Source organism: Methylobacterium sp. P1-11, from assembly GCF_008329595.1.
Lineage (GTDB): Bacteria > Pseudomonadota > Alphaproteobacteria > Rhizobiales > Beijerinckiaceae > Methylobacterium.
Window position 1 is genome coordinate 1 of record NZ_NPKS01000062.1, and the last position, 19,462, is coordinate 19,462.

The following is a 19,462-nucleotide window of genomic DNA, read 5'->3' on the forward strand; positions in this document are numbered from 1 at the left end:
GATCGGGGCGGCTCTGTCGGAGCCGCGGGACGCGATCGAGGACATCATCGAGCCCTACCTGATCCAGCGCGGCTTCGTGCAGCGCACCCCCCGCGGCCGTGTGCTCACACAACACGCCTACCGGCATCTGGGCCTGCCGGAGCCCGAGCCGGCCCCGGTCGCCGCCTGAGCGCCGGTGATCCCCGGCCGTCATGCCGGGTCGCCGGACGGCGAGCCCGGGCTTCGCCGCGCGGCCCGGGGATGACGGGGGGCGGCGTCGGCCGGGCCGTCCGAATTGCCGGACCCCACCGCCGGCCCTAGCTTCCCTCCGCACAGCGGAGGCGCCCGCGATGATCGACCTCTACGCCTGGAACACCCCCAACGGCCGGAAGATCAGCGTGGCGCTGGAGGAGATGGCGCTGCCCTACCGGGTCATCCCGGTCGACATCACCCAGGGGGCGCAGCACGCGCCCGACTTCCTGGCGATCAGCCCGAACAACCGCATCCCCGCCCTCGTCGACCCGGACGGGCCGGACGGGTCCCCGATCTCGGTGTTCGAGTCCGGGGCGATCCTCCTCTACCTCGCCGAGAAGACCGGCCGCTTCCTGCCCGAGGATCGGCGGCAGCGCGTCGCCGCCCTGGAATGGCTGATGTGGCAGATGGGCGGCTTCGGGCCCATGCCCGGCCAGGTCCACCACTTCCTGACCGTCGCCGAGGCCGACCGCGCCTACGGGCTCGCCCGCTACAGCAAGGAGACGCACCGGCTCTACGGCGTGCTGGACCGGCGCCTCGCCCAGGTCGCGTACGTGGCGGGTCCGCTCTCGGTGGCGGATTTCGCGATCCTCGGCTGGGCGTGGCGCCACGAGCGCCATCAGGTCGACCTCGCCGATTACCCGCAGGTCCGGCGCTGGTACGACCGGATGATGGAGCGCCCCGCCGTGCAGCGGGGCTTCGCCGTCGCGCTGAGCTGAGGCGGGGCGCCCCCTGGTCCGGCGCTTGCGACGCGGAGGTCCACCGTTCGGGGAGTGACGATGAGGCGACGCACCTTCCTCGCCGCGGGGGCCGCGGCCCTGGCGGCCCCCTCCGTGGGGCGGGCGCAGGGCGCCCGGGTCCTGCGCATGGTCCCCCAGGCGAACGTCACCTCCATCGATCCGATCTGGACGACGGCGATCGTGACCCGCAACCACGCCTACGTGGTCTACGACACGCTGTTCGGCCTCGACGCCGAGCTGCGGCCGCAGCCGCAGATGGCGGCCGGCCTCAGGGTCGAGCAGGACGGGCGCCGGGTGACGATCCCCCTGCGCGCGGGCCTGCGCTTCCACGACGGCACGCCCGTGCTGGCGCGGGACTGCGTCGCCAGCATCCGGCGCTGGGCGGCGCGCAACGGCTTCGGCCAGAGCCTGATGGCCGCCACCGACGAACTCGGCCATGACGGCGACACCGACATCGTGTTCCGCCTGAGGGCGCCGTTCCCGCTCCTGCCGCAGGCGCTGGCGAGCGTCAGCCAGCCGGCCTTCATCATGCCCGAGCGGATCGCCCGGACCGACCCGTTCAAGCAGATCACCGACGCCACCGGCTCCGGGCCGTTCCGCTGGAAGGCCGACGAGTTCAACTCGGGCAGCCTGATGGTCTACGAGCGCCATCCCGGCTACGTGCCGGCGCCGGGCGCCCCGAGCCTGACCGCCGGCGGCAAGGTCGCGCATTTCGACCGGATCGAGTGGCGGATCATCGCCGACGGCGCCACCGCGGCGGCGGCGCTGCAGAACGGCGAGATCGACTGGTACGAGCAGCCGCCACCCGAACTCCAGCAGCTGCTCGCCCGCAACCGGGACATCGTGGTCGAGGGCCTCGACCGGCTCACCAACCCGGCGATTTTGCGGATGAACCACCTGCAGCCGCCCTTCGACGACGTCGCGGTGCGCCGGGCGGTGCTGCCGGCGATCATCCAGAGCGACTTCATGGCGGCGATCGCCGGCGACGATCCGGCCGCCTACGACGACCGCTGCGGGATCTTCACGCCGGGCACGCCGATGGCGACCGAGGCCGGCATGGACGTGCTCACCGGCCCGCGCAGCCTGGAGGCGGCCCGGGCGGCGCTCAAGGCCTCGGGCTACGACGGGGCGAAGATCCGGCTGATCGGACCCACGGACCTGCTGGCGCCGGCGGCGCTGACCCAGGTCGCGGCCGACCTGCTCCCCCGCATCGGCTTCAACGTCGACGTCGCCCTGAGTGATTGGGGCACGGTGATCCAGCGGCGCGTCTCCCGCGAGCCCGTCGAGAAAGGCGGCTGGTCGGTGCTGCTCACCACCTTCTCGTCCTTCGACAACGCCGATCCCGCCGCCCTCCAGCCGCTCCGGGCCAACGGGCCGAATGCGTGGTTCGGCTGGCCGTCGGTGCCGCGGCTGGAGGCGCTGCGCGCCGCATGGTTCGCGGCCTCCGACGCGGAAACGCGCAAGGCGATCTGCGCCGACATGCAGCGGATCGCCCTCGACGAGGTCGTGTTCGTGCCGGTCGGCTCCTACCGGTCGATGACCTCCTACCGGCGCAACCTCACGGGCCGCCTCCCGGGCTTCCCGATCCTCTGGAACATCCGGCGGGTCTGAGCGCGGTGCGCCTCAGGCGCTCGTCAGGCCCTGCGGCGCACCGCGACGGCGTCGCGGTCCAGCCGCCGAAGCAGGTCGGCGAGGGGCATCGGCCGGCCGATGTGATAGCCCTGGACGTAGCGGCTGCCGTGCCGCCGCACCACGTCCAGCTGAGCCTGCGTCTCGATCCCCTCGACGATCCCGTCGAGACCGAGGTTGCGGCACAGATCCAAGATCGTGGAGACCAGGCTGTGGCCCCGATCCGTCTCGATGTCGGCAATGAAGCTGCGGTCGATCTTGATCTTGTCCAGCGGCAGACGGTGGACGTAGCCCAGGCTCGAATAGCCCGTGCCGAAATCGTCGAGCGCGATCTTGATGCCGAGGCTGCGCAGCGTGGTGATGGCCGCCTTGGCGTGATCGAAGTCGCGCATCAGCGCGGTCTCGGTGAGTTCGAGCGTCAGGCGGCGCGGGTCGAGGCCGCTGCCCTGCACCGAAGCCAGGATCGCCAGGACGGTCTCCGGCGAGGCGAGGTCGTGGGCGGAGAGGTTGAAGGACAGGCCGGTCCCGGGCGGCAGCTGCGCACAATCCGCGAGCGCCTTGCGCAGGAGCAGGAGCGTCACCGTGTGGATCATGCCGCAGCGCTCGGCGGCCGCGATGAACCGGTCCGGGGGGACGGAGCCCAGCGACGGGTTCGTCCAGCGCGCCAGACCCTCCACGAGGGCGATCCGGCCCGTCGCCGTGTCGAGGATCGGCTGATAATGCAGCCCCATCTCGGCGGCGAGATCGGCCGTCCGCAGGGCGGTCTCCACCGCCTGCTCGGCGCGGATCGCGTCCTTGTGCTCCTGCGAGAACAGGGTCGTCGCGCCGCGCCGCTGCTCCTTCGAATGGTAGAGCGCGTAGTCGGCGCGGTCGAACAGGGCGTCGGCGTCGTGCGTGATCCGGCAGGGCAGGGCGAGCCCGCCCGAGCAGCCCGTGACGACCTGGATGTCGCCGATCCAGATCGGCTGCTGGAGCGCCGTGCAGATGCCGTCGCAGACGGTGAGCGCCGCCGCGGCCGAATCCGGCGCGCGCAGGAGCACGCCGAACTCGTCGCCGCCCAGCCGCGTCACCACCACCTCGGCGCTCGCGAAGCCCGCGAGGCGCCGGCCGGCCTCCGCCAGGACGCGGTCGCCGACATTGTGCCCGTAGGTGTCGTTGATCGGCTTGAAGCGGTCGAGGTCGAAGATGGCCAGGGCGAAGGGCGGGTCCGCATCGGAAGGCGACCGGATCGCCGCGTCGAGCTGCTGGAAGAAGTAGCGCCGGTTGGGCAGGCCGGTCAGGCTGTCGGTCTGGGCGAGGCGCGCATTCTCCTCGGAGAGTTCGCTCGCCATGGCCTGGGACGCGACGAGGTCGACGAAGGCCCGGTAATTGCTGTTGAGGATGCGGACCATCACCGCCGTCACGAAGGCCGTGTTGACGGCGATGGCGAGGAAGACGTTGTTCCCGCTCGTCACGCAGCAGAACAGGAATACGCCCATGACGATCCCGGTCACCAGGAAGGCCGCGACCGGCAGGTGGGTCAGGCAGAAGATGCAGGCGATCACCGTGACGGCCACGAAGATCGCCACGTGCCCCTGCTCGTAGGGGCCGCCGAACCTGTTCAGGACCATCGCCCAGATCACGAAGGCGACCGAGAAGAACACCGTGAGCACCGTGGTCCGCCGCAGATGACGGGCGGCCTGCGCCTCGCTCAACGTCTCGGGCCGCAGGCGCAACCAGTGCACCGCGCGCACCAGGCACAGCGCGATCACGGCCCCCGGAATGCCGAGCGTCAGGACAGCCGGCGCCAGCCCGTAATGCGTCACGGCGAGCGCACCGGCATTGACCGAGAGCAGCCCGTAGAGGGTCGGGACCTGTTTCTGCAGCTCCGTGAGCTGACGCACGGCGGTCAGACCACGGGCGGATGTGGTCAGCGTCGCGATCAGTATCGAGAGCGGATGTTTCGGGCGTTTCATTGAGGCTGCGGCTGCGCGATTTCCGTATTACTATTTTCCTTTCATTAAGGAGAGATTTAAGGGGTGGGCAGGGAGGATGGTCGTCCCCGCCCGCCCCGCCACGGCAATTCGCAGACGCTCCATCCGCCGACCGGCCGGATTCTCAATCGCTTTTCTCCGATGTGGCCCAATGGCGAGCCGGATTGCCCTTTTTCAAGGATTTTTATCCTTCGAAGACTTCAGCTGCGATATCCAATACTCGGCCGAACCGGGGTGACCGGATGCCGGTCCACGGGCCCGCGCCGGTCGCCCGGATCGTCTGCCCGATTGCCCGACCGCCGCATCCCGGCGATGATCGCCGCCGCGGCCGCGACAGGGCTGCGGGAGAGGCTGGGAAGAGGCTGGGGAGAGGTCGATGACAACCCGTATCCGCGCCGCGTGGCTGGCGATCCTCGGCGGCGTGTTCGTGGCCGCCGGACCCGGGCAAGCCGAGACGATCGACGTGACCTTCGCCTGTCCGGACGGACAGATGCTGGCCGTCACGTTCCTGAACGCCGCGGGGCCGGAGCAGGCGGTCGTCCGGCCGGGCAATGCCGTCGCGGTCACCCTGCCGGTGCAGCTGAGCGGATCGGGGTTCCGCTACGCCGACGCCACGCACGAGCTGCGGGGCAAGGGGCAGTCGGTCACCTGGACCGCCGGGTCGGCCAAGCCCGTCACCTGCTCCGAGCGGAAGCCGGCCGGCACCGGGCCGCGCTAGGGCCGCGGGACAGCCTCCGCATCCGGACGCGGATGCCTCCTTTCCGGCCGTGACTCTTGTCCCGGCGCGGCCGTGGCCTGATGTTGGCCGCCTGCGAAACGGAGCGGTCTCGTCCATGACTGTGGCGCGGAGGATCGGCCTCGTGGTCTGTCCCGATTTCGATTTCATGGCCCTGGCGGTGACCTCGCCGTTCGTGCTGGCCAACCGATACGCGGGGGCGGCAATCTACGATGTCCGCCTGCTCGCCGAGCAGGGCGGCCGGGTACGCGCGGGGATCGGCCCCGACATCGCCACCGAGCCCCTCGGCGCGCCGGGCGCCTTCGACACGATCCTGGTCGCGGCCGGGGTCGAGCTTCCCGCGACGACGCCGGGCCTCGCCCGCTATCTCCGGGCGGCGGCCCGGGCGACGCGCCGGATCGCCGGCCTGTGCCTGGGCTCCTTCGTCCTGGCCGATGCCGGGCTGCTCGACGGGCGCCGCGCCACGACCCACTGGAACTTCGCCGCCCAGTTCCGCGAGCGCTATCCCGCCGCGCGGCTCGACATCGACAAGATCTACATCGCCGACGACAACATCTGGACCTCGGCGGGGATGGCGGCGGCGATCGACCTCGCGGTCGGCATGGTGGAGCGCGACCACGGCCGCGACCTCGCCAACCGCGTCGCCCGCGGGCTGGTGATGGAGCGCCGCCGGGCCGGCGGTCAGGCGCAGCACTCGGCGCTGCTGGAGGTGGATCCGCCCACGGACCGGATCCAGGGCGTCCTCGCCCATGCGCGCCGGAACCTGCGGCTGCCGCTCACCACCGAGGACCTCGCCGCCGTGGCCTGCCTCAGCCCGCGCCAGTTCACCCGGCTGTTCCGGGCCGAGACCGGACTCTCGCCCGCCAAGGCCATCGAGACGCTCCGCGTCGAGGCCGCCAAGCTGATGCTGGAGGAGAGCCGCCTGCCCATCGAGGCGATCGCCCAGGAGGCCGGCTTCGCCAACCGCGAGCGGATGCGCCGCGCGTTCCTCCGGGTCCACGGGGTGGTGCCGCAGGCGATCCGCCGGGTGGCCGGGCCCCTCGCGGTTGCCTGAATGCGCGCGGCCATGGCCGGAAACGTGGCTTTTATGACGTAGGCCGCCCCGGGGGGCGACCGTAAGCATGGCCGGGGGGCTCAGCCGATCCTCGGAGGAACGCGGCCATGGTGAATCTGACGATCAACGGCCGTCCGCACGCGGTCGAGGCCGAGCCCGACACGCCGCTGCTCTTCGTCCTGCGCGACACGCTCGGCATGACCGGCACCAAGTACGGCTGCGGCATCGCCCAGTGCGGCGCCTGCACAGTGCTCCTCGACGGGCAGGCGACGCGGTCCTGCCAGGTGCCGCTGGAGAGCGTCGGCAGCCAGGCCGTGACCACCATCGAGGCGATCGAGCAGGATCCCGTCGGCCGGAAGGTCGTGGCGGCCTGGATCTCCGGGCAGGTGCCGCAATGCGGCTACTGCCAGTCGGGCCAGGTCATGGCCGCCACGGCCCTCCTCAAGCAGACGCCCCGGCCCTCCGATCCCGAGATCGCCGAGGCGATGACCAACCTGTGCCGGTGCGGGACCTACAACGCCATCGCCGCCGCCGTGCGGCAGGCCGCCGCCTGAGGACGCCGCCATGGACCAGCTCCTCGATCCCGCCCATCACGGCATCGCCCTCGTCGATCCCGCCACCGAGGCGCCGCAGCACCGCCCGGAACCCTCCCGCCGCGGCCTCCTCGCGGCGGCCGGCGGCGCCCTGGTGCTCAGCGCGATCCTGCCGGTCCGCGCCGCCCGGGCGGAGGCGCAGGGCCCCGCGGAGGGCGCGGGCGCCCTCGCGCCCAAGCCCGGCACCCGGGTCGCCGCCTTCCTGGAGATCCATCCGGACGGGACCATCAAGCTGCTGAGCCCCTTCGTCGAGGGCGGCCAGGGCATCGCCACCGGCCTCGCCCAGATCGTCGGCGAGGAACTCGACGTGCCGCCGTCCCGCTTCGTGGTGGAATGCGCGCCGCCCGGTCCCGACTACGCCGTCGTGAACGGCATCCGCATGACCGGCGGCAGCTTCTCGACCCGGTCGAGCTACGACGTCATGCGGCGCCTCGGCGCGACCGCCCGCGACCTGATGATCCGCGCCGCCGCGTCCCGGCTCAAGGTCCAGGACGGCGAACTCACCACCCGGGACGGGGTCGTGCTGCACGCGGCCACGAACCGGTCCCTGGCCTACGGCGAACTGGCGGCCGACGCGCTCAAGCTGAAGCCGAACGAAGCCGTTCCGCTGCGCGACCCCAAGACCTTCCGCTACATTCGCCAGCCGGTGCCGCGGATCGACGTGCGGGACAAGGCGACCGGCCGAGCGGTCTACGCGATCGACCAGAAGGTCGACGGCATGCTCTACGCCGCCGTGCAGCACGCGCCGCGGCTCGGGACCGAGCCGGAAACCCTGAAGAACGAGGCCGAGGTCAGGGCGATGCCGGGGGTGCACGCGGTGCACCGCCTGCCGGGTGCCGTGGCGGTCACCGCCGATAGCTGGTGGCGCGCCCGCAAGGCCGTCGAGGCGCTGCAGGTGGGCTGGTCGGCGGCCAAGCCCAGCGGCATCGACACGGTCGCGGCCGATTTCTCCTCCGCGGGCATGCTCGGCGCGCTGAAAGGCTCGGCCGATCCCGGCCACGTCGCCGAGGAAGAGGGCGACGTGACGGGCGCCTTCGCCAGGGCCGCCAAGGTGGTCGAGGCGGCGTACGAGGCCCCCTACCTCGCCCACGCGCAGCTCGAGCCGCCCTCCGCCATCGCGCGGTTCAACGACGACGGCACCCTCGACGTCTGGCTGCCGAACCAGATGCCGGAGGTGTTCCAGGCCGTGTCGGCCAAGGTCGCCGGGCTGGAGCCGGCCAAGGTCCGCATCCACTCGCCGATGCTCGGCGGCTTCTTCGGGCGGCACTTCACCTACGACGCCGGCAACCCGTTCCCGCAGGCGATCCTGCTGGCCAAGGCGACCGGCCGTCCCGTGAAGGTCCTGTGGTCGCGGGAGGAGGAGTTCAGCCGCGACGCGCTCCGGCCCCTGAGCTTCAGCCGGTTCCGGGCGGCCCTCGACGAAGCGGGCCAGCCGACCGCCATCGCGGTGCGCACGGTCGGGGAGGGGCCGATCGGCCGCTACTTCGGCATGCTGATGAAGACGCCCGTCGACCCCTCGGCGGTCGAGGGCATCGTCGCGAAGCCCTACGCGATCCCGAACCGGCGCATGACCTTCACGAAGGTCATGCATCCCGTGAACATCGCCTTCTGGCGCTCCGTCGGCCACTCGATGAACGACGCGTTCTACGAGAGCTTCCTCGACGAGGTCGCGCAGGCGGGCGGGCAGGATCCCTTCGCGCTGCGCATGGCGCTCCTCCAGGGCAGCGCCCGACACCGCGCTTTGCTGACGGCGGTGGCCGAGATGTCGGGCGGCTGGCGGCGCGGGCCCTACCGGGCCGAGGGCGGCCTGCGCGCCCGCGGCGTCGCGATGGCCTCGCCCTTCGGGTCGGAGACGGCCACGATCGCCGAGGTCTCGGTGGAGGGTGGCGAGGCGCGGGTCCACAACCTCTGGATCGCGTTCGATCCGGGCAGCATCGTCAACCCGGCGATCGTCAAGGCGCAGGTCGAGTCGGCGGCGGCGCTCGGCCTGTCCTCGGTCCTGTTCGAGCAGATCGTCTACCGGGACGGCGTGCGCCAGTCGCAGAACTACGACACCTACCCGATCCTGCGGCGGGAGCACATGCCGGCCGTGCACGTGCGCATCGTCGAGAGCGGCGCGCCGATGGGCGGCGTCGGCGAGCCGGGCCTGCCGGGCGTCCCGCCCGCAATCCTCAACGCCATCGCGGCGCTGACCGGCCAGCGGATCCGCGCGCTTCCGGTGGCCAACACCAAGCTCGGCGCCGCCTGAGCGTCCGACGGCCGACGACGGGACATCCACGATGACACAGGCTCACGGAAAGGCCCTGGTGACGGGCGCGTCCTCGGGGATCGGCGCGGAATACGCCGCCCAGCTGGCGGCCAGGGGGCACGGTCTCGTCCTCGTGGCCCGCGACGCGGCCCGGCTGGCGGCGCTCGCCGACCGCCTCGTCGGCGAATCCGGCGTGACGGTCGCGGTCCTGCCCGCCGACCTGACCCGGCCTTCGGATCGCGCGGCGGTGGCCGAGCGCCTCGCGGCGGATGCGGAGCTGCGCCTCCTGGTGAACTGCGCCGGCCTCGGCCCGATGGGGCCGGTCCTCCCCGGGCCGGCGGAGGGTTACGACCCCATGGTCGCCCTCAACGTGACGGCCTTGCAGCACCTGACGCTGGCGGCGGCCGCCGCCTTCGCCGCGCGTGGCGGCGGCACCATCGTCAACGTGGCATCGGTGGTCGCCCTGCTCCCCGAGCGCTTCAACGCGGTCTATGCGGCCAGCAAGGCCTACGTGCTGGCGCTCACCCAGGGACTCGCCGCCGAACTCGGTCCCCGGGGCGTGCGCCTGCAGGCGGTGCTGCCGGGCATCACCCGCACGGAGCTGTTCGAACGGGCGGGCGCCGATATCGGCCGGATCCCCGCCGCGATGATCATGGAGGCGCGGGATCTCGTGGCCGCGGCCCTCGCCGGGCTCGACGCGGGCGAGCCGGTCACGATCCCGTCCCTGCCCGCGATGGACGACTGGAACGCCTTCGAGGCCGCCCGCCTGCATCTGGGCCCGAATCTCTCCCGCAGCAGGCCGGCCGCGCGCTATGGTCTCGGCTGATCGGCCGCCGGGTTGGGGAGGACAGTGATGCTGGAGGTCGTCCGGGCTGAGGACAGCGCGCAGACCACCGAGGCCGCGCTGACCGCCCACCGGGCACCGCAGGCACCCCCGGCGCCGGGGGGCTGGCGCCAGTTCGAGGCGCTGCCGATCGGCCTGTTCGCCGCCGTCATGGGGCTGACCGGCCTCGGCGTCGCCTGGACCCTCGCCGGGGCCCGTTACGGCACGCCGGCCTGGATCGGCTCCCTCCTCGGCATGGCGGCCTGCGCGACCTTCGTGGCGCTCCTGGCGGGCTACGCCGTGAAGGCGATCCTCGCCCCGCAGGCGGTGGCCGGCGAGTCCCGGCACCCCATCGTCGGCAACCTGTTCGGCACGCCGCTCATCAGCCTGCTGCTCCTGCCGATTCCCCTGGCGCGGGTGAGCCTCCCCCTGGCGCAGGGTCTGTGGGTCTGCGGCGCCCTCGGCATGGCGGTGTTCGCGTGGCTGATCGTGACCCGCTGGCTGAGCGCCCGCCAGCACGCCGCCCACGCGACGCCCGCCTGGATCGTGCCGGTGGTCGGCCTCCTCGACGTGCCGCTCGCTCTCCCGGGCCTCGGCCTGCCGCCGATGCCCGCCGTGATGGTGTTCGGGCTCGCCGTCGGCCTGTTCTTCGCGGTGCCGCTCTTCACCCTGATTCTGTCGCGGCTCCTGTTCGAAGAGCCGATGCCGACGGCGCTCCAGCCGTCGCTGCTGATCCTCGTCGCGCCCTTCGCGGTTGGGTTCTCGGCCTATGTGGCGACCACCGGCACGATCGACCTGTTCGCCGAGGCGCTCTACGCGCTCACCCTGTTCCTGCTCGCCGTGCTGCTGCCGAAGCTCGCCCGCCTCGGCCGCACCTGCCCGTTCCGCGTCGCGTGGTGGGCGGTGAGCTTCCCCCTGGCGGCGGCCGCGGTCACCGCCCTGCGGGTGGCGACGGCGCAGCCGGGCCTTCTCACCGACGGCCTCGCCCTGGCCCTGCTCGGCCTCGCCACCGCGGTGATCCTCTGGCTGCTGGCCCGGACGCTCCTCGGCCTCGCACGGGGCGAGCTGCGCACCCTGGCCCAGTAGCCCCCGGCCCGCTAGGAAGCGCCTGCCCGAGACCGAAGCGTCGGCGTCCCGCGGCGGCCCGTCATCGACGCGGAGAAGATCCTTGCCTGCGGCCCGGTCGCGTTTCGACGCCGTTCTCCTCGATCTCGACGGCACCCTCGTCGACAGCCTGGCCGATCTCCGGACGGCCCTCAACGCGACCCTGGCGCGGGATGGCCTGCCCCCGGTCACGGCCGCCGCAATGCGGGCGATGGTGGGCGACGGCGCTCCGGCGCTGCTGAGGCGCGGCCTGCTCGCCTCGGGCGGCGACCCGGATCGGGCGCCGGACCTGCTGCCGGACTTCCTGGCCGTGTACGAGCCGATCGCGGCCGCCGGCACCGCCCTATTCCGCGGCGCCGCCGGGGCGGTCCGCGCGCTCCGGGCGGCGGGCTTCGCCCTGGCGATCGTCACCAACAAGCCGGCCCGCGCCACCGGCCTGATCCTGGATTCGGTGGGGCTGGCGCCGCTGATCGACACGGTCGTGGGCGGCGATACGCTGCCCCAGCGCAAGCCCGATCCCGCGCCGCTCCACGAGGCCCTGCGCCGCCTGCGGGTCGAGCCGGGGCGCGCCGTCATGGTCGGCGACATGCACCACGACATCGCGGCGGCCCGCGCGGCCGGCACCGCCGCCATCCTGGCCCGCTACGGCTACGGGCGTCCGGACGACGCGACATCCGCCGATGCCGTCCTCGACGACATCGGCGGGCTGCGGGCCGCGATCGAGGCGCTGCCGTCCGGCCGCGCCCTGGCCTCCTAGCGGCTTCCCGCGAGGTCGAGGCGGGCGGAGGCGCGGGGCGCCCGGGCGGTCTGTTCGAGGACGGCGCGGGCGCTGTCGGCGAGGACGAGCCAGGCGCCGGCCATGAGGATGACGTCCTTGAGGACGAGGCGTCCGGCGCCCGACAGGTAGGGGAAGCCGTGCGCGGCATCGCCGAGCGCGCCCACCCAGGCCTCGGGGGTGGTGACGAGGAACGACAGGGTCACCACCGGGGTGAGGAAGGCCAGCACCGCCCCGGCCAGGCCGAGCCGCCGCGACACGAGGCCGACGAGGACGAGCAGGCCGATCAGCAGCTCGACCGTGCCGAGGCCGCGCGAGAACGCGTAGGTGTGGTTGGCCGTCTGCCAGGCGCGGGCGGCGAGATTCAGCTCGCCCTCGTGGGTGAGGTGCTGCGCGTACTGGTCGGGATGGGCGTAGAAGAACGCCATCACCGGGCTGTTGGCGACGAAGGGCGCGATGCTGTCGGCCTCGTAGGGCACGAATTTCAGCGCGCCGATCCAGAGGAAGATGACCGCGATGGCGACCCGCATGGCCTGGAGGCCGAGGCGGTTCGAGGCCGGCCCGGAGACGAGGCCGAGGACGCGACGGATCTGCGTATTCATGACACGATGCCTTTGCTCAACCGGGTCGGGGGAAGGGGCTACGCCTCGGCCGAGGCCGCGAAGGCGTCGAGTGCGCGGGTCGCGTAGACGATGGCTGCTCCGGCATTGAGGCTGGTGGCGACCCCGAGGGCTTCGGCCAGCTCGGCCTCGGTGGCGCCGAGCTTGCGGGCGGCGTCGGTGTGGACCGCGATACAGCCGTCGCAGCGCAGGGCGATCGCCACCGCCACCGCGATCAGCTCGCGGGTCTTGGCACCGAGCTGGCCGGTCTTCTGGCCGGCCGTGCTGAGGGTGCCGTAGCCCCGCACCGTGTCGGGGCTGAGCGTGGCGAAGTGTCCGACGCCGGCCGTGACCTGCTGGCGGTAGGTGTTCCAATCGATCATGTGCATGACGACCTCCTTCGTGATGACGAGGAAGGTAATCGGGGCCGGCCGCGCCCTCGATGACCGCGCGGCGCAGCCTGATGACCGCGCGGATCAACCGGTCTGCGGGGGAGCCTCGGCCTGCCGGGCGTGACCGGGCCGGACCCCGTATTTGCGCAGGAACGCCCGGCTGAGGGCGGCCGCGGACTGGTAGCCGACCTCCACGGCGAGGTGGTCGAGGGAGACCGCCTCGGTGCGCAGGCGGTGATGGGCCAGCCCGAGCCGCAGGTCGGTGAGGAATTCCAGCGGGGCGACGCCCGCGGCCCCGCGGAAGGCCCGCACCAGGCTCGCCCGCGAGGCGGCGGCCAGGGAGGCGAGCTCGTCCAGCGTCCAGGCATGCACGGGATCGCGCACCATCGCGAGCACCGCCCGGGCGGTGAGCGGCTGCCCCAGGAGGCGCAGCAGGCCCTCGGCCGGGGCCGAGGCCTCGAGATGCGCGCGCAGCATCATCATGAACAGCGCGCTCGCGAGATTCCCGGCGACCGCGACCGATCCCGCGCGGATGTGGTTCAGCTCCTCGCGGATGCCCGCCAGCAGCGGCGCGAAGCGGGTGGCCAGCGGCTGCGCGCCGACGCTCAGGACCATGAGGTCGGGCAGGGCGGTGACGATCAGAGTCTGGGGCGCCGCCTCGAAGGCCAGGCGGCCGCAGATCAGCTCGACCTCCGGCTCGGCCCCGACGGTGGTCTTGAACCGCAGCGTGTGCGCGTGGCGGACCGCGACGGGCAGGCGCGTGGCGGGCTGCGGCCCCGGCCCGTGGAGCGTGTGGGCGTCGCCGCGCGGCAGGAGCAGGATGTCCCCGGCCGCGACCTGCAGCGTCTCGCCTCCGGGCCGCCGCAGCGTCGCCCGGCCGCGGGTGACGAGGTGGAAATAGGCCTGCCCCGCCGGTTCCGGCGCGTGCGGGGCGGCCCAGGCGCCGCCGAAGCGGCAGACGTCGTCCAGGTGCGGCCGCACGCGCAGCAGCGGCGCGAGGCCGCTCAGCGGGTCGTCGGCCCCGGCGGCCTCGGGCCCACCCGCGCGGCGCCTGATCGGTCCGGCCATGCCCCTCGCGCTCCGGAATGCTCCGGATCCGGCATAATCGCGCGCGGCGGCCTCGACCAGGGGTTGTTCGCGGCGTCTCCGCGGGCGCGGTCAGGGCGCCGCGATCGCCGCCTCGACGAAACCGATGACGCCGTCGATGTAGCGCTGGATCGGGATGCCGCGCTTCCGGTGCTTGGCCCGCTTCACGTACCAATCCTGCAGGAGCGGCTTGATCAGCGCGGCGGTGAGATCGACATCCGCGATCCTGAAGACGCCTGCCGTCACGCCGCGGGCGAGCACCTCGGCGAAGATGCGCTCCGTGGCGGCCTCGCTCTCGGTCGCCATCGTCCGGGCGGGGGCCGGGAAGCCCTTCGCCTCCATGAAGGCGAAGACGAACCAGGGCTGCATCGCCTCGGTCAGGCGGATATGGGTCTCGATCAGCCAGCGCAGATGCGCGGCCGGATCCGCCGCGATCCCCGCCGGGGCCTGCCGCAGGGCCGCCTCGGCCGTCTCGGCCACCTCGGTGAGGATCATCACCAGCAGCGTGTTCTTGTTGTCGAAGTACGAGTAGAGCCCGCCCATGCTGAGGCCGGAGGCCTGGGCGAGGTCGCGCAGGCTCGTCTCGTGGAAGCCCTGACGGCTCGACAGCTTCAGCACCGCCTCGATGATCCGGGCGAGGTTGGCGACGGCGACGTGGTCCTTGCGGACGCTGATCCGGTCCCGGTGCCGCGCCAGGATCCGCGCGCAGATCGCCTCGATCGCGTAGGCCTCCTTCGCCTGAAGGGCGGCCGCGGGGAGGGCCGGGGGAGCGTCTGCGGGTCTCATCGATCCATCGTCGCTCCATCCTCGCGCGGGCCCGCCGCGGCGACGGCCGGGAGCGGCTCCCGCGGTCTAGCCCGTTGCCAGACGCGAATCCAGGCGATAAAAAGCGAGCGCTCGCTCGATTTTTATCGTCGGCACCGACCCAGGAGGTGGGCCCGTGGATTTCACCATCTCCCCGCGCGTCGCGGATTACCGCGACCGGATCGCGGCCTTCGTGGACACGCACATCCTGCCGCTGGAGGCCGATCCGGCCGCCTACGACGGCCACGGCAACATCAACCTCACGGAACTGGCCCGGCTGCGCGGCCTCGCCCGCGCAGAGGGCCTGTGGTGCCTCCAGCTGCGGCCCGAGACCGGCGGCGCCGGTCTCGACAAGGTCGGCATGGCGGTCTGCTACGAGGCCATGAACCGCTCGATCTTCGGGCCGGTCGTGTTCAACTCCGCCGCGCCCGACGACGGCAACATGATGGTGCTGGAGAAGGTGGCGACCCCGGCGCAGCAACAGCGCTGGCTCGCCCCGATCGTCGAGGGCCGGGTCCGCTCGGCCTTCGCCATGACCGAGCCCCATCCCGGCGGCGGCTCCGATCCCGGCATGATCCAGACCCGGGCCGAGCGGCGGGGCGACCGCTACGTGGTCACCGGCCGCAAGTGGTACATCACCGGTGCCGAGGAGGCCGCGCACTTCATCCTGATGGCGCGCACCTCCGACGACGCGCGGAAGGGCCTGACCGCCTTCCTGTTCCACCGGGACCAGCCCGGCTGGCGGATCCTGCGCCGCATCCCGATCATGGGCCCGGAGGAGCACGGCGGCCATTGCGAGCTGCTGTTCGAGGGCCTGGAGATCCCGGCCGAGAACGTCCTGATGACCGAGGGCGACGGCCTGAAGCTCACCCAGATCCGCCTCGGCCCGGCGCGGCTGACCCACTGCATGCGCTGGCTGGGCCTGTCGAAGCGCTGCGTCGAGATCGCCCGGGCCTACGCGGCCGAGCGGCACGGCTTCGGGATCCGGCTGGCCGACCGGGAGAGCATCCAGCTGATGCTGGGTGACCTCGCCATGCGGATCGAGATCGGGCGCCTCCTGGTGATGAAGGCCGCCTGGGCCCTCGACCGGGGCAGCTTCGCCCGCAAGGAGGTGTCGATGGCCAAGGTGCACGTGGCCAACCTCCTGCACGCGGCCGCCGACACGGCGATCCAGATCAACGGCGCGCGGGGCTACTCCACCGACACGCCCCTGGAATGGATCTACCGCTACGCCCGGCAGGCCCGCCTCGTGGACGGGGCCGACGAGGTCCACAAGATGGTGCTCAACCGCAACCTCGAGGCCGAGGGCGACGCCTTCTGGTCGTGGGAGGTTGGGGCGTGAGCGCGGCCTCGTCCGGGCTGTCGGCGGTCCCGTCCGCTATCCTGTCCGCCGCGCGGCCGAGTAAGGCATGGAGGCCGAGAGTATGACCGATGTCGTGATCACAGGGGCGGTGCGCACCGCCATCGGCACGTTCGGCGGCGCGCTGGCCGGAACGCCCCCCTCGGTCCTCGCCGCCCGCTGCGTCGCGGAGGCGCTGCGCCGCGCCGGGACCGCGCCCGAGGCGGTCGGCCACGTGGTTCTCGGCAACGTCATCCCGACCGAGCCCCGGGACGCCTACATCGCCCGCGTCGCCGCCATGGAGGGCGGCATCCCCCAGGAGGTGCCGGCCATGACGGTCAACCGCCTCTGCGGCAGCGGCCTGCAGGCGATCGTCTCGGCCGCGCAATCCATCGTGCTCGGCGACGCCGAGACGGCCCTGGCCGGCGGCGCCGAGAGCATGAGCCGCGCGCCCCACCTCCTGACCACCGGGCGGACCGGATCGCGCATGGGCGACGCCGTGCTCGTCGACTACATGCTCGGCGCGCTGACCGATCCGTTCGGCAGCGGCCACATGGGCGTCACCGCCGAGAACGTCGCCGTGCGCTACGCCGTCCCCCGCGCCATGCAGGACGCCTTCGCGGCCGAGAGCCAGGCCCGCGCCGCAACGGCGATCCGCGAGGGCCGGTTCCGCGACCAGATCCTGCCGATCGCGGTGCAGCGCAAGCGCGAGACGGTGGCCTTCGACACCGACGAGCACCCGAAGGCCACGAGCGCCGAGGACCTCGCCAAGCTCCGCCCGGCCTTCTCCAAGACCGGCAGCGTCACGGCCGGCAACGCCTCGGGGCTGAACGACGGTGCCGCGGCCCTCGTCCTGTCCAGCGCCGCGCGGGCCGAACGCGACGGCGCGACGCCGCTCGCCCGGATCGTCGGCTATGCCCATGCGGGTGTGGACCCGTCCGAGATGGGCATGGGCCCGGTGCCGGCGGTGCGGCGTCTGCTCGAGCGGACCGGCCTGCGGGCGGGCGATTTCGACGTCATCGAGTCGAACGAGGCCTTCGCGGCGCAGGCCTGCGCGGTCTCCCGCGAACTCGACCTCGATCCCGACAAGGTCAACCCGAACGGCGGCGCCATCGCCCTCGGCCACCCGATCGGCGCCACGGGGGCGATCATCACCGTGAAGGCCCTCTACGAGCTGGCCCGGACCGGCGGCCGCTACGGGCTCGTGACCATGTGCATCGGCGGCGGCCAGGGCATCGCCATGGCGGTCGAGCGCATCCCGTGACGCGGCCCTGAGCCCGATGCTGGACGCAGATCAGAGGACGGCGCTCTGCGCCTGGATCGGCCGGACCCTGGAGGCCGGGACGGTCACCCTCGACGACATCCGGCCGCTGACCGGCGGCTCGATCCAGGAGAACTGGATGCTGCGCTGCCGGGTCGATGGCGGCGAGCGGGGCTTCGTCCTGCGCAAGGACGCGCCGGCCACCATCGCGTCGAGCCGGTCGCGGTCGGAGGAGTTCCACATCATGCGCGCGGCCTTCGCGGCCGGCGTGCGGGTGCCCGAGCCGGTCGGGTTCTGCGCGGATCCGAGCGTGGTCGGGGCGCCCTTCGCGCTGATCGGGCTCGTCTCCGGCGTCGGGCTGGGGCCCCGGGTGGTGAAGGATACGAGCCTCGGCGGCGACCGCGCGGCGCTCGCCGAGCAGCTCGGGCGGGAACTCGCCCGGACGCACGGCATCCTGCGGGCAGGCAGCCCCGGCGCCCCGGCGGACGACCTTGCCTTCCTCGGGGTGCCCGAGCCGGACCCGGCCTTGGCCGAGATCCGCACGCTCCGAGCGAATCTCGACGGGATCGGCGCCGTGCGCCCGGCCCTCGAATGGGGCCTGCGCTGGGCCGAGCTCCACGCGCCGCCCTGTCCCGAGCCGGTCCTGGTCCACCGCGACTTCCGCACCGGCAACTACATGGTCGATGCCGAGGGCCTGACGGCGATCCTCGACTGGGAATTCGCCGGTTGGGGCGATCCGGTCCAGGATATCGGCTGGTTCTGCGCCGCCTGCTGGCGGTTCGGCCGGCCCGATCTGGAGGCCGGCGGCATCGCCCCGCGGGCCGCCTTCTATCGCGGCTACGAGGCCGAGAGCGGGCGTGGGATCGATCCGGAGGCCGTCCGCTACTGGGAGGTCATGGCGCATCTGCGCTGGGCGGTGATCGCCCTGGAGCAGGGCCACCGCCACGTCTCGGGCCAGGAGACGTCGCTGGAGCTGGCGCTGACCGGCCGGATGGCACCCGAACTGGAGGCCGCGATCCTGCGCGAGACCGCGCCGGAACGATGGGGAGCCCGATGAGCGATGCCTTCCCGGATGCGCCCGCGGGCGCCGCCCTGCTGGCGGTCGCCCGGCAGAGCCTCCTCGACGAGGTCGCCCCGGCTTTGTCGGGGCGCCAGCGCTACGTCCTGCTGATGGCCGCCAACGCGATGGGGCTCGTCATGCGGGAGATCGCGCAGGCGGGCGCCGCGACCGAGGCCTGGGAGCGGGCGCTCGACGGTGCCGGCACGCCCGCCGACCTGGTCGCGGCGATCCGCGCCGGTCGCCACGACGGCGACGCGGCGCTCCACGCGGCGCTGGTCGAGACGACCCGGATCGCCGCCGGCATCTGGAAGGCCCCGGGATAGCGATCCCGGGGCGCCGATCCGGGCCTCAGTAGGGGCGGCCGGTGCCCCGGCGCCGGTCGTAGCGGCGCCCGAGATAGGCGATGAGCTTCGGCACGATGAAGGCCGTCAGGAGCTTGCGCAGCATCGGTGGAGCCTCCGTCAGCGGGCGCTGCGGACGAGCCAGCCGGCCGCGAAGGCGAGGGCGGCCAGACCCAGCAGGGTGTTGGTGCGGTTGGCCTCGGCCGTGCGGATCGCCTGCCGGCCGTAATCCGCGCCGCGGCGGCGCACGTCCCGGGCGCGGTCGCGGCCCTCGTCGATCAGGTGGTCGGCCCGTGTCCGGGCGGCCTCGGCCAGATGGCGGCCGTCCTCCGCGAGGTCCTCGGCGCGGTCGCGGACGCGGCCATAGGCGTACTGGGCGCCGCCGGCCACTTGGTTCACGGCGCCGCGCACTTGGCGGGCCGGGTCACCGGTCAGGCCGCCCAGGGCGGTCTGGGCGCGGCCCTTGAGGTGGCGGGACGCGCCGCTGATCTGGTCGCGGTTCATGCAGCTCTCCTGGTGTCGGGTGGATGGAACCCCACTTGGGGGCGGCGCCGGCTCGGCCGGCGCCGCGGGACGGGGTCAGTGCGTGCCGGTGATCTTGTCGGCGAGGTTTTCGGCGCCGTCCTTGACATCGCCCACCGTCTTCTGCGCCTCGCCCTTCAGCTCCTGCGCCT

General features: G+C 72.9%; 20 protein-coding genes and 1 pseudogene. 14 read left to right on the forward strand and 7 right to left on the reverse strand.

Annotated features, from left to right (window positions below):
- From CIW48_RS31830 to CIW48_RS31840, 3 genes are all read left to right on the forward strand, one after another.
- Positions 1 to 169: Holliday junction DNA helicase RuvB C-terminal domain-containing protein (locus CIW48_RS31830; RefSeq protein WP_281407417.1), on the forward strand; the 169-nt coding region annotated here is incomplete at its 5' end.
- Positions 170 to 329: 160 nt separating this feature from the next.
- Positions 330 to 950 carry a glutathione S-transferase N-terminal domain-containing protein gene (locus CIW48_RS31835; protein ID WP_091789467.1) on the forward strand — a complete coding sequence of 207 codons (621 nt, stop codon included), beginning with the start codon at positions 330 to 332 and terminating at the stop codon, positions 948 to 950.
- Between the two features lie 60 nt (positions 951 to 1,010).
- Positions 1,011 to 2,582, forward strand: coding sequence for an ABC transporter substrate-binding protein (locus CIW48_RS31840; protein WP_149314357.1), 1,572 nt, complete (start codon positions 1,011 to 1,013; stop codon positions 2,580 to 2,582).
- Positions 2,583 to 2,605: 23 nt separating this feature from the next.
- Here CIW48_RS31840 and CIW48_RS31845 read toward each other — a convergent pair whose 3' ends face one another.
- Entirely contained in the window at positions 2,606 to 4,555 is a 1,950-nt protein-coding gene (locus CIW48_RS31845) for an EAL domain-containing protein (RefSeq protein WP_149314358.1), read from the reverse strand.
- 394 nt (positions 4,556 to 4,949) lie between these two features.
- Between CIW48_RS31845 and CIW48_RS31850 the strand changes: the two genes are divergently transcribed.
- The 7 genes from CIW48_RS31850 (at position 4,950) to gph (ending at position 11,888) form a co-directional block, all read left to right on the forward strand.
- Complete coding sequence (locus CIW48_RS31850; RefSeq protein WP_149314359.1) at positions 4,950 to 5,291, forward strand: MliC family protein; 342 nt, start codon at positions 4,950 to 4,952, stop codon at positions 5,289 to 5,291.
- A gap of 115 nt (positions 5,292 to 5,406) precedes the next feature.
- Positions 5,407 to 6,363 carry a GlxA family transcriptional regulator gene (locus CIW48_RS31855; RefSeq protein WP_149314360.1) on the forward strand — a complete coding sequence of 319 codons (957 nt, stop codon included), beginning with the start codon at positions 5,407 to 5,409 and terminating at the stop codon, positions 6,361 to 6,363.
- Positions 6,364 to 6,470: 107 nt separating this feature from the next.
- Positions 6,471 to 6,917, forward strand: a complete 447-nt coding sequence (locus CIW48_RS31860) for a (2Fe-2S)-binding protein (RefSeq protein WP_149314361.1) — start codon at positions 6,471 to 6,473, stop codon at positions 6,915 to 6,917.
- Between the two features lie 10 nt (positions 6,918 to 6,927).
- Positions 6,928 to 9,204: a xanthine dehydrogenase family protein molybdopterin-binding subunit gene (locus tag CIW48_RS31865; protein ID WP_149314362.1), complete on the forward strand. Its 2,277-nt coding sequence runs from the start codon at positions 6,928 to 6,930 to the stop codon at positions 9,202 to 9,204.
- Positions 9,205 to 9,235: 31 nt separating this feature from the next.
- On the forward strand, positions 9,236 to 10,030 hold the full coding sequence (locus CIW48_RS31870; protein ID WP_149314363.1) for an SDR family NAD(P)-dependent oxidoreductase: 795 nt from the start codon (positions 9,236 to 9,238) through the stop codon (positions 10,028 to 10,030).
- 27 nt (positions 10,031 to 10,057) lie between these two features.
- Positions 10,058 to 11,113 (forward strand): SLAC1 anion channel family protein, encoded by a 1,056-nt coding sequence (locus CIW48_RS31875; RefSeq protein WP_149314364.1) that lies wholly within the window; start codon positions 10,058 to 10,060, stop codon positions 11,111 to 11,113.
- A gap of 82 nt (positions 11,114 to 11,195) precedes the next feature.
- Positions 11,196 to 11,888 (forward strand): phosphoglycolate phosphatase, encoded by a 693-nt coding sequence (gene gph, locus CIW48_RS31880; protein ID WP_149314365.1) that lies wholly within the window; start codon positions 11,196 to 11,198, stop codon positions 11,886 to 11,888.
- Here the strand turns inward: gph and rclC are convergent.
- From rclC to CIW48_RS31900, 4 genes are all read right to left on the reverse strand, one after another.
- A complete protein-coding gene (gene rclC / locus CIW48_RS31885) occupies positions 11,885 to 12,508 on the reverse strand; it encodes a reactive chlorine resistance membrane protein RclC (RefSeq protein WP_149314366.1) in 624 nt (207 codons plus the stop codon). The two genes, gph and rclC, sit on opposite strands and share 4 nt — an antisense overlap.
- A gap of 38 nt (positions 12,509 to 12,546) precedes the next feature.
- Positions 12,547 to 12,894, reverse strand: coding sequence for a carboxymuconolactone decarboxylase family protein (locus CIW48_RS31890; protein ID WP_149314367.1), 348 nt, complete (start codon positions 12,892 to 12,894; stop codon positions 12,547 to 12,549).
- 87 nt (positions 12,895 to 12,981) lie between these two features.
- The gene (locus CIW48_RS31895; RefSeq protein WP_149314368.1) at positions 12,982 to 13,965 is read right to left on the reverse strand and encodes an AraC family transcriptional regulator; all 984 of its coding nucleotides are present in this window, start codon (positions 13,963 to 13,965) and stop codon (positions 12,982 to 12,984) included.
- Positions 13,966 to 14,055: 90 nt separating this feature from the next.
- A complete protein-coding gene (locus tag CIW48_RS31900) occupies positions 14,056 to 14,769 on the reverse strand; it encodes a TetR/AcrR family transcriptional regulator (RefSeq protein WP_149314369.1) in 714 nt (237 codons plus the stop codon).
- Between the two features lie 154 nt (positions 14,770 to 14,923).
- Between CIW48_RS31900 and CIW48_RS31905 the strand changes: the two genes are divergently transcribed.
- From CIW48_RS31905 to CIW48_RS31920, 4 genes are all read left to right on the forward strand, one after another.
- On the forward strand, positions 14,924 to 16,129 hold the full coding sequence (locus tag CIW48_RS31905; protein WP_149314370.1) for an acyl-CoA dehydrogenase family protein: 1,206 nt from the start codon (positions 14,924 to 14,926) through the stop codon (positions 16,127 to 16,129).
- Between the two features lie 82 nt (positions 16,130 to 16,211).
- Complete coding sequence (gene bktB / locus CIW48_RS31910) at positions 16,212 to 17,390, forward strand: beta-ketothiolase BktB (RefSeq protein WP_149314371.1); 1,179 nt, start codon at positions 16,212 to 16,214, stop codon at positions 17,388 to 17,390.
- A gap of 16 nt (positions 17,391 to 17,406) precedes the next feature.
- The gene (locus tag CIW48_RS31915; protein WP_149314372.1) at positions 17,407 to 18,444 is read left to right on the forward strand and encodes a phosphotransferase family protein; all 1,038 of its coding nucleotides are present in this window, start codon (positions 17,407 to 17,409) and stop codon (positions 18,442 to 18,444) included.
- Positions 18,441 to 18,770: a DUF6285 domain-containing protein gene (locus CIW48_RS31920; RefSeq protein ID WP_091789518.1), complete on the forward strand. Its 330-nt coding sequence runs from the start codon at positions 18,441 to 18,443 to the stop codon at positions 18,768 to 18,770. The genes CIW48_RS31915 and CIW48_RS31920 overlap by 4 nt, the downstream gene beginning before the upstream one ends.
- Before the next feature lie 138 nt (positions 18,771 to 18,908).
- Here CIW48_RS31920 and CIW48_RS31925 read toward each other — a convergent pair whose 3' ends face one another.
- Both CIW48_RS31925 and CIW48_RS34400 read right to left on the reverse strand, forming a co-directional pair.
- Complete coding sequence (locus tag CIW48_RS31925) at positions 18,909 to 19,292, reverse strand: CsbD family protein (protein ID WP_149314373.1); 384 nt, start codon at positions 19,290 to 19,292, stop codon at positions 18,909 to 18,911.
- Between the two features lie 75 nt (positions 19,293 to 19,367).
- Positions 19,368 to 19,462, reverse strand: a pseudogene (locus CIW48_RS34400) (CsbD family protein); the annotation flags it as partial.